Annotated in this window: 5 protein-coding genes; all 5 read right to left on the bottom strand. The window is 31.5% G+C overall.

Features of this window, described 5'->3' with window-relative positions; translation table 11 throughout:
- Positions 1 to 441 (bottom strand): hypothetical protein (locus tag CYP54_RS02265; RefSeq protein ID WP_258033619.1); only part of this gene is annotated, 441 nt, incomplete at its 3' end.
- Positions 438 to 929 carry a hypothetical protein gene (locus tag CYP54_RS02260; protein ID WP_258033618.1) on the bottom strand — a complete coding sequence of 164 codons (492 nt, stop codon included), beginning with the start codon at positions 927 to 929 and terminating at the stop codon, positions 438 to 440. The genes CYP54_RS02260 and CYP54_RS02265, both read right to left, overlap by 4 nt.
- A gap of 182 nt (positions 930 to 1,111) precedes the next feature.
- Entirely contained in the window at positions 1,112 to 1,633 is a 522-nt protein-coding gene (locus tag CYP54_RS02255) for an Hcp family type VI secretion system effector (RefSeq protein ID WP_054195925.1), read from the bottom strand.
- A 65-nt stretch (positions 1,634 to 1,698) separates the two neighbouring features.
- A complete protein-coding gene (locus CYP54_RS02250; protein WP_103604041.1) occupies positions 1,699 to 2,619 on the bottom strand; it encodes an FHA domain-containing protein in 921 nt (306 codons plus the stop codon).
- A 9-nt stretch (positions 2,620 to 2,628) separates the two neighbouring features.
- Positions 2,629 to 3,654 (bottom strand): type VI secretion IcmF C-terminal domain-containing protein (locus CYP54_RS02245; protein WP_345968868.1); only part of this gene is annotated, 1,026 nt, incomplete at its 5' end.

Here is a 3,654-nt window from a genome sequence, read left to right as displayed (position 1 = left end):
CGCTAATTCCTTTTGAGTTTCATTCTTTAATAAATTATCTAAATCTTTTTCATCATTTATAATTTTCAAAATAACCTTTAAAACCTCATAGTCTTTTGGGTCTTGTCCGTGCAATAAAAGCTTTTTAATTAGCCTAAATTTATCGTCTTTAAATTCTTTATATTTTTGAGTTTTTATAAATTCCAATAGCTCAGAGCTAGCTTTTTTATTGTCTATACCGACACCATTTTCCCTAAAGAAAAATGCAAAGCTCATGCCTATGGATGTTGCTAAACTAGCATTAGCATCGCATCCAAGATCATCTATGTAGTATTTTATATACTTAGCCGTTTCAGTGTCACTTAAATTTTTATTAAAAATAAGTCCAAACATATCCGTACAATTTGCTTCATGTGAATATAAAGATGTTATGAAAAATATGATTATTGCTAATTGCTTCATTGCACTAATTCCTTTTGAGTTCTATTCTTTAATAAATTATCTAAATCCTCTTCATCATTTACAAGCGTTAGCACTTTCTGTAAAAGAATATAGCCTCTTGGGTCTTGTCCATGTTCTAAGAGTTTTTTAATTAGCTTAAATTTCTCTTCTTTAAATTCTTTATATTTTTGAGTTTTAATAAATTCTAATAGCTCAGGACTTGGGGACTGTCCTTCTAGCTTAACACCATTTTCTTCGAAAAAAAGCAAAAAGTCTAATCCTATTGAACCAGCCAACCATACATTAGGTACTGCACCTTTTTCTAAAATCTCGTCAATACTTTTAGGCTTATTTGCGCTATATGCAAATTCTAATAAACTGGCTTTCATTGTGAAATTCGGTAAATTTATACTAGCATTAATATCACATCCAAGATTATCTATGTAGTATTTTATATACTTGGTAGTTTCAGCGTCACTTAAATTTTTATTAAAAATGAGCCCAAACATATCCGTACAATTTGCTTCGTGTGAATATAAAGATGTTATGAGAAATATGATTATAACTAGGTGTTTCATATCGCATTTCACATATCATGTTAATTTAAAATATAAAGATAAAAAGGGCTCATCTGTGTCCTTCTAGCCAGAAGATGATTTTATTAACCCTAGGGGTAAACCCTAGGTTAGTTTTAAGCTTTTTTGGTAGCTTCTCTCCAGTCATCGCTTCCGCTTGTACCTGCAGCTACATGCTCCCAAACTATCTTTCTATAGTTCATTGAAACTTTGAAAAGCTCTGTTTTGTCGCTGTTTAGCTTGTCTTGAGCATTTGGACTTACTAGAGTAATATCTGTTATAGTTGCATCTTCTAGTTTTGTAGTAAAGAAATGCTCCGCACCACCACTAGTTGATGTTCTATACCAATAGATCTCAACCTCTGGAAGTCTTTCGCCTTGTGTTAAGGCATTGTAAAGAAGTGGAACAGCTTTATTTAGTGATGTAGTAAAACTAAATGGCTTATGGACTCTTTGACCTGATGGTTGGCCACTTTGTGGATCAGTTGGAACTGTTACTATATGAGAAACCTCTTGAGCCATAATCTCATCTTCATGACCTGACTGATAGCGATTACCTATACTGGCTTCTGTTGAAGCACCACTTGAAATAAGTCCTTGTGTAGAACCTTTCACTTTAATATACACTGGTTGTGACATATTTACTCCTATTAAAAAGTTTGGATTATTCTATCTTTTATTTACTTTCTGTTTTATTAAAAACATTACTTTTTTAACATATAGCTTTGAAGAGCTTTATGCAATAGATAATTAAACACTTCCTTATCTTCCTTAGTGCTTTTTAGTACGGCTCCTGAAAGATATTTAAAAAATGAGTTATTCTCGACTATATCATACATTTGGCTATATAGCTCTTTGCAGATAAGCTTAACCAAAACCGCATTTATTAGTTCTGTCGAATCACTAAGAGGAAGAGTTTTCATGATTGTTTCCATATCTTTTGTATTTAAAGTCCTAGTCTGCTCACTTATAGGGCTCATATTTGGTTGCAATTTTATACTCTCAACTATCTTTGTCAAAAGCTCATCCATGCTTTTTGCAGTAAGCATATTTTGACTATTTGCATTTTCTTCTTCATCAAAATTTTGAGCTATCTCATTTAAATTTAAAACTGCATCGTGCGCATTTTCATTTAAAGTGATATCTTTTTTATCATTTATTAATGAGTTTATCTTTGGTTCTTCTTTAAAATCAACATTTGAAATTTTACCAACTGGCTCAAAACGTTTATCATCAAGCTTGTCAAAATTTTTCGTATTTTCTATTATCTTATTGGCTTTTCCTATATATTCATCAATCCTAGAAGGGTCTATAAATATAAATTTTAAATCCCCTATCCTAAAGACATCGCCCAAATTTATGACACTCTCATAGTCATCTGGAAGCTTTGAATATGAATCACTATAAAAAATTTCACAATCTTTATAGCCACAAATTGTAAAAACCCCCTCTTCAAATCCAACATGAGCGTGTTTTGGTGCGATTGAATCACTCATATCATTACAATAAAATTTTGTAGTGTCTAGTGAGCCTATATCACCGCCATTTTCATCAAAAATGATAAATTGAGCTGAAAAGCTTGACGCTTTATCGTAATTTTGTATAACTGCTGCTATTTGTTGCATATTTCTTCCTTAATAAAGCATCTTCTTTGGTAAATTTATCGTTGGTATGATATCCATAAGCTCTAAAAGCTCTCCTCCATTTGGTGTTACTTCAAAGCCAAAATACGAATCTCTTCTACCATCAAAATTAAGCGTACTAACGCCAACGCTACTAAAATTTGAAGCTTTTAATATCTTATACCAGCCCCACTCTCCATCAAAGCTTAGCTCTTTTCTCTCGCTTCCAGTGCTTGAAACTGCATTGAATTTAAACTGTGTTGATATATCAAAATTTTTGCTTGAAACTATCAAATTTGAGGCAATTGTATGATCATAAGTCAAAGAGTTATTAGAATAACTAATATTTATATGACTGAAATTTGCCGATAAGTCGACAGCTTTTAAATTATAATTTAATTTTAGCTCATCATTTGAATCAAGCATTAAATTTGAAATTCTGTCTATATAGGCAATATTTTTAAGGAAATCCCTACTAAATCTTAGCTCTTTTGCGTATTTTGGTCTTATTTTATAACCATCAGCGGTTTTACTTAAGATTTGTTTTAGATATCTATCGTAAAAGCTATTCCAAGTTCCGTTTTTGCCAAAGAATCTTTTAAATTCTTCTATACTGACAGCCTTTGGAGATTGTTCATTAAATGGATAAAATGGCTTGATAAGACTTTCAAAATCATCAAAAACATCATCTCTATATGCTGTTGATAAAAGTGCTGAAGCGCCATTTTCTACTTGTTTCCATGCAAGTGTCGATAACTTTTGATAATATTCATTTAACTCATCTGGAAGCTTCTTAGCATCATTATTTAAGACAACGAATGGGTCGTTTTCGTTTTTTATGCCATTTATTGCATAAACTATTTTATCATCGTTGCTTTGAAGCATTTCAAAGTTATAGTCACTAACTTTTTTATAAACGCTTGTTACATCGTTGCTTATAATATCCAGCAAGTCATTAGAATTTAACGCATGATAGTTAGTAAATTTAGCACTAAAATCGCTGAAAACACGTTTTATCTCGCTTGAAGCAAATCCTAG

It is taken from the genome of Campylobacter concisus, from assembly GCF_002914005.1.
GTDB lineage: Bacteria > Campylobacterota > Campylobacteria > Campylobacterales > Campylobacteraceae > Campylobacter_A > Campylobacter_A concisus_N.
The sequence above is the reverse complement of the archived record's forward strand: the minus strand, read 5'-3'. Positions and strand labels throughout refer to the sequence as shown.